General features: G+C 70.0%; 3 protein-coding genes. 1 reads left to right on the top strand and 2 read right to left on the bottom strand.

Annotation, left to right across the window (positions count from 1 at the left end):
* Positions 1-458 precede the first annotated feature (458 nt).
* Positions 459-1361, top strand: a complete 903-nt coding sequence (locus QH283_RS13255) for a MinD/ParA family ATP-binding protein (protein ID WP_348538282.1) — start codon at positions 459-461, stop codon at positions 1359-1361.
* A gap of 10 nt (positions 1362-1371) precedes the next feature.
* On the opposite strand, the gene QH283_RS13250 is transcribed toward QH283_RS13255, so the two are convergent.
* Both QH283_RS13250 and eccCa read right to left on the bottom strand, forming a co-directional pair.
* Positions 1372-1812 carry a DUF4254 domain-containing protein gene (locus tag QH283_RS13250; RefSeq protein WP_280503304.1) on the bottom strand — a complete coding sequence of 147 codons (441 nt, stop codon included), beginning with the start codon at positions 1810-1812 and terminating at the stop codon, positions 1372-1374.
* Between the two features lie 311 nt (positions 1813-2123).
* A partial coding sequence (eccCa, locus tag QH283_RS13245; protein ID WP_280503303.1) for a type VII secretion protein EccCa occupies positions 2124-6159 on the bottom strand: 4036 nt, incomplete at its 5' end.

Genomic DNA, 6159 nt, shown 5'->3' with positions numbered 1-6159 from the left:
GGGATCACGGCTCTCACCCGGTATTCCGGGGGCCGCGCCGGGCGCTTGGGGCGGCCGGCCGAACGCGTTAGGACCGGGATGGCCGGATGGTTGGCTCACCGGGGCGCGATGCGGCGCGCCGTTGGGCCCGGCCTGGGCGGTCCCGCCCCGCCCCGGCCGGGCCCACCGGCGCGCCGCATCGCGCCCCGGTGAGCCACCCTCCCGCCCCTCCCGGTCCCCCCGCGGCCGCCCGGCCGCCCCAAGCGCCCGGCGCGGCCCCCGGAATACCGGGTGAGAGCCGTGATCCCCAGACCTTCGCGCAGCAGCCGTACCCACAGTCGCCGGCGCCGGACGGCGCGGCACCGCCGTGGAACGCGGGCGGCCCGCCCGCTGCCGCGCCGCCCACGCCCGGCGGGTGGGGCGCGGCAGCGCAGCACCACCCCGCGTCCGCACCCCCGCCCTCGCTGGACGACGTCCCGTTGCGCCGGGCGAAGAAGGCGCCGGGCAGCGGTTGGCGGAAAGCCGTGCACCACATGTCCGGTGGCGCGATCAATCCCGGCATGTCGGCGGAGGAACGGCGGCTGCAGGAACTGGTCGCGCGTATCCGCCAGCCGGTGCGCGGCGACTACCGGATCGCGGTGCTGTCGTTGAAGGGTGGCGTCGGCAAGACGACCACCACGATGGGCCTCGGATCGATCTTCGCCTCGGTGCGTGGTGACCGGGTGATCGCGGTGGACGCCAATCCCGACTTCGGCACGCTCTCGCAGCGGGTGTCGTTGCAGACCCGTTCCACCGTGCGCGATCTGCTGCTCGATCCCTCGATCGAACGCTATTCCGATGTGCGCAGGCACACCTCGCAGGCCACGAGCCGGCTGGAAGTGCTGGCCTCGGAACGGGACCCGGCCGCCTCTGAGTCGTTCAACGACGAGGAGTACCGGGCGGTCGCGCGCATCCTGCAGCGCTTCTACAACATCATCCTCACCGACTGCGGCACCGGCCTGATGCACTCGGCGATGACCGGCGTGCTCGACCTGGCCCATTCGTTGGTGCTGGTCTCCTCGGCGGCCATCGACGGCGCGCGCAGCGCCGCGGCCACCCTGGACTGGCTGTCCCTGCACGGCCACGACCATCTGGTCCGCAACGCCGTCGTGGTGATCAACCTGCCGCGCGAGGGGTCACCGAATGTCGGCGTCCAGCAGTTGCGCGAGTACTTCCTCGCCCGCTGCCGGGCCGTGCACATCATCCCCTACGACGCGCACCTGTCCGAGGGCGCCGAGATCGACCTGCACCGGCTGAGCAAGCAGGCCAAGCGCGCCTACGTGGAACTGGCCGCGACGGTGGCCGACGGCTTCTCCGCCGACCACCGGCGGTTCCACCACTAGGACCGCGCGCTCACCACTCCGGCAGCCTGCGCCTGCCCGCGAGCACCTCGCGGACCAGATCGTCGTAGGCGTCGGCGATCTCGGCGAGCCGATGCCAGGCGCTGTGCAACTGGTCGTCGTCGGCCGCGAGGGTCATCAGCGCGTGATGCGCGCGTACCGAGGACTCGGCGATGCGATCGATGACCGCGCCGATCGTCTCGGTGTGCACCGTGGCGCCGATACGGTGCTGCAGCACATTGCGAGCGACCCAGTCGTCGATCGCCATCACCAGTTCACTTCTGCGCCGCTCGATCTCGAGCAGGACAGCGGGATCGCCGTCCACCGAGCCACCGCGATCCACCGACCGCTTCTCGTGTAGCACCGCGAGGTCGCGCGCGAACCAGAGCACCGGCCCGCCGACCACGTGATGCCCGCGACAGGCGCGAACCAGCAGATCGGAGGTGGGAAGCACCTCCGTATCCGTGGCGCCGTCCCCCGCGGTGGCGCACCAGGGTGCACCGGGAAGAGCCATGACGACCGTAGATGAGTTGGAACCTGCCACGTTGCCTCGCCGTTCATCGCCGCACAACACCGGATCAGGACGCCCCACACTAAACCGCCGCGCCCCGCCGTCGCGGGTTTTCCGGGGCGTCGAGCGCCCCGCCGTAAGCAGTTCGTTATCTTCCAGCATCCGGCGGGACCGGACCGCATCCGATCCCGCCCGCGCGGCCCGGAATGTCCGAAAACCGGTCCGTGCGAACGCTTCCCGATGGCCGCCCGCGGTCAGAGCACCGGCGGCAGGTGACTGACCTGGACCATCTGCGGTTCGCCGCGCGAGACGAGAGTGCCGCGCCCAGGAGGAAGCCGGGTGGCCCTGACCTCGCCGATGAGCTTGCCCTCGTCCTTGGGCGCGCTCATGAGCAGGGCGTCTACCGACAGGTCCTTCATCCGGCCGAGCACCTTGTCGTACAACGCGCGCGACGCGCCGCCGGAACGACGCGCGACGATCAGGTGCATGCCGATGTCGCGCGCCTGCGGCAGGTACTCCAGCAAGGGTTCCAGCGGATTCTGGGTCGTGGCGACCATGTCGTAGTCGTCGACGACGATGTAGACCTCCGGCCCGGTCCACCAGCTGCGCTCGCGCAACTGCTGCGGTGTGATGTCGGGCGGCGGTAGCCGTTTCGACAGGTAGGTGACCACCTGCTTGATCATCGGCACCGAGGTCTGCGCCGAGGTGGAGTAGCCGGCGAGCTGATCGCCCTCGATCACACCGAGCATGGTGCGCCGGTAGTCGATGAGGATGACCCGCGCGGTGTCGGCCGTCGAGTTCTCGACCACGCCGAGCACGATGTTGCGCAGCAGGGTGGTCTTGCCGCACTCCACGTCGGCGAAGGCCATCAGGTGCGGTTGGGTGTCGAAGTCCAGGACCATCGGCGCCAGTTCGTTCTCGCCGAGGCCGATGACCACCCTGGTCGGGCTCTGCTCGATGCCCTGTTCGGCCGCGATGGCGAGCACCTGCTCGCGGGGTATCTCCAGCGGCAGCATCCGCACCTCGGGCGCGCGGCGGCCCGCGTAGATCTCGGCGAGCTGTTGCTTCGCCAGCGCGATGCCCTCGGGGAGGGTGCTCGGGTCGGAGCTGGAATCGAGCCGGGGCAGTGCGACGAGCATGTGCAACTTCTCCGGGGTGAGGCCACGGCCCGGCCTGCCCAACGGCACGAGAACCGCGGTTCGCCGGTCCATCTCGGAGTCCGAGGGGTCACCGAGGCGCAATTCGAGCCTGGTGCCGATGAGATCTTTGACGGCGGGCCTGATCTCCGGCCAGCGGCTCGCCGAGATGATCAGGTGGATGCCGTAGGACAGGCCCTGCGCGGCGAGCGCGTTGAAGGACGGCTCCAGCATGTCGAACTCTCCGCGCACGGTGGACCATCCGTCCACGACGAGGAAGACATCGCCGAACTGGTCCTCCGAGAGCGGGTCGGCGGCTCGCTCCTCGGGCGACCGGGTGAGCAGCTCGGCCTTGCGTCTGCGGAACTCGTGGATCGATTCGATGCCGAGCGCCCGGAAGCGCTCCTCCCGATGCCGCAGCAGGGTGGTGATCTCGGCCAGGGTGCGGCGCACCCGGTCCACGTCCATACGTCCGGCGACCGACCCGACGTGCGGCAGATCGGCGAGTCCCGCAAGCGTGCCGCCGCCGAAATCCAGGCAGTAGAACTGCACCTGCTCGGGAGTGTGGGTGGCCGCGGCCGCCATGATCACCGTGCGCAACGTGGTCGACTTGCCCGACTGCGGGCCGCCGACGACCGCCATATTGCCCTGCGCTCCCGCGAGATCCACCAGCAGCACATCGCGGCGCTGCTCGTAGGGCTTGTCGATGACGCCGATCGGCAGCCACAGCTGCCCGTGCCGGTTGGCCGGGGAACGCCAGTCCGGGTCGGGCAGCAGCATGTCCACCGAAGGCGACTCGTCCAGCGGCGGCAGCCACACCTCGTGGGCCGGCCTGCCGTGGCCGGTCAGCCGCTCCACCACCACTTGCAACAGGGTGGCGGGCACTCGCTGCTGGCTCGTGGACGAGGCGCTGTCCTGGTCGGCGGGGCCGGGCGGCAGGTCCGCCTCGGCCGACGGTGACGGCGGCGGTGGCGGCAGATCCAGGCCACCGGGCGGCGGTGGCAGATCGGGCAGGCCGGGACGGCCGATGCGCGTCGCGCTGTCCTCGGCCGCGCCGCGCTCGTCCGGCGCGGTCGCCGCGCCCGGCTCCTGGTCGGGAAGCCGAACCTCCGAGGCGGTGAATTCCACCGGCCGCTGGCCACCCACCGCCTCACCGTCGACCTGAGTGCTGCCGCGCGGGGACACATAGGGCCCGGAGACATAGGCGGCGTTGAACCGCAGCGGGTCGGCCGCGTCGCTCTTGAGATAACCCGAACCGGGCACGCTCGGCAGGTGATAGGCGTCGGTGATGCCGAGCACGGCCCTGGACTCGTTGGCCGAGAAGGTGCGCAGGCCGATCCGGTAGGACAGGTGCGAGTCCAGTCCGCGCAGCTTGCTCTCCTCCAGGCGCTGCGAGGCCAGCAGCAGGTGCACCCGCAGCGAGCGGCCGAGGCGGCCGATCATGACGAACAGGTCGGCGAAATCCGGCTTCTGCGACAACAGTTCGGAGAACTCGTCGACCACGATGAACAGCGCGGGCAGCGGATCCAATTGCGCGCCCGCCGCTCTGGCCTTCTCGTATTCGGTGACATTGGCGAAATTGCCCGCCGCGCGCAGCAATTCCTGACGTCGGTTCATCTCGCCCGCGAGCGCGTCGCGCATACGGTCCACCATCGCGAGTTCTTCTTCGAGATTGGTGATCACCGCCGCCACGTGCGGCAGCGATTCCAGGCCGAGGAAGGTCGCGCCGCCCTTGAAGTCGACGAGCACGAGATTGAGCAGGTCGGGCGAATGCGTGGTGACCAGCGACAGCACCAGGGTGCGCAGGAACTCCGACTTGCCCGAGCCGGTCGCGCCGATGCACAGCCCATGCGGGCCCATGCCGTTCTCGGCAGACTCCTTGATGTCGATCTCCACCGGAGTGCCGTCCGGGGTGATGCCGATCGGCACCCGGAGCCGCTCGCGATCGCTGCGCGGACGCCACACCACCGCCGGATCGATGCGCGCGGCGTCGGGCACCTTCAGCAGGGACATCAGGCCGGGCACCGCCCTGGTCTCGTCACCGAGACTGACGATCTGAGCGGCCGTGGCGATGCGGTATCGGGCCAGGTCGCGGGCGAGCGATTCGGCCTCGGCCGTGGTCACGGCGTCGGCGGTGGCGAACTTCTCCACGCCCGCCGCCGATTTGGCGGCGACCATTCCCTCGGCGACCACCAGTTGCAGGCCGCGGCGCACCGCCAGACCGGTCTGCGGCGCGGTCAGATCCAGCACCGTCACCGAATCCAGGCCGGCGTCACTGACGATACGTTCGGTGCCGCTGACGTACCCGTCGTCGATGACGACCAGCAGATGCACCCGGCCGGCGGTGGGCTGCGCGTTGCGCATGAACCGTCCTCGTTCGAGGAGTTCGGCGGCCATCACCGTCTCCAGCTCGGCCAGCGAGCGGTACATCATCCTGGCCGCGCCCACGGCGTCGCGGTGGACCGGATGTTGCAGATGCGGAAGCCATTTCGCCCACGACCAGGTCGGCGCGTCCGGGTCGGCGCAGATGATGGCGATCGCGACGTGATCGGGACCGTGGAAGGTGGCGAACTCCATCAGCATGGAACGCACCAGCGTCCTGGTCTGCGCGGGATCGCCCTCGATGTTGATCGCGGGGAAAGCGCGCAGCGAGATCGCGGTGGGCAGCCCGTGCACCACCGAGTGGGTGCGCACGAAGCGGCGCAGCGCCACCGTCGACACCGGTTCCAGGTCTTCGAGCGGGCCGGTCTCCGGCCTGGCCAGTTTGGTGGCCAGGCGGTGACTGCCGACTCCCACCCGCACGTGCCCGAAGTCGGGATCACTGGGGCGGCGCTCCCACATCCGCCGGGTGCCCACGATCGACGGCAGATCCGCCGGCTCGGGATGGCTCCACAGCAGCGCACCGAGCTGCTGGGCGCCGGTCTTGCGCACGTCCTTGCGCACCTGGGCGAGGTAGCGGAAGTAGTCCTTGCGTTCCTCGTTGAGTTCGGCGGCCTTCTTCGGGCCACCGCCGCCGCCGCGCATTCCCGCCATCATGCCGACCATCGACATGATCATCATCATCGGGAACATCATCATGAACGGATTGGCCAGCAGGTTGCGGCCGAGCGCGACCATCATGCCGATCATGCCGATCACGGCGACGACCATGACC

Origin of the sequence: Nocardia farcinica (assembly GCF_029867845.1) — a bacterium.
In the GTDB taxonomy this organism is placed as follows: domain Bacteria; phylum Actinomycetota; class Actinomycetes; order Mycobacteriales; family Mycobacteriaceae; genus Nocardia; species Nocardia farcinica_A.
This window is presented reverse-complemented; position numbering and strand designations above follow the sequence as displayed.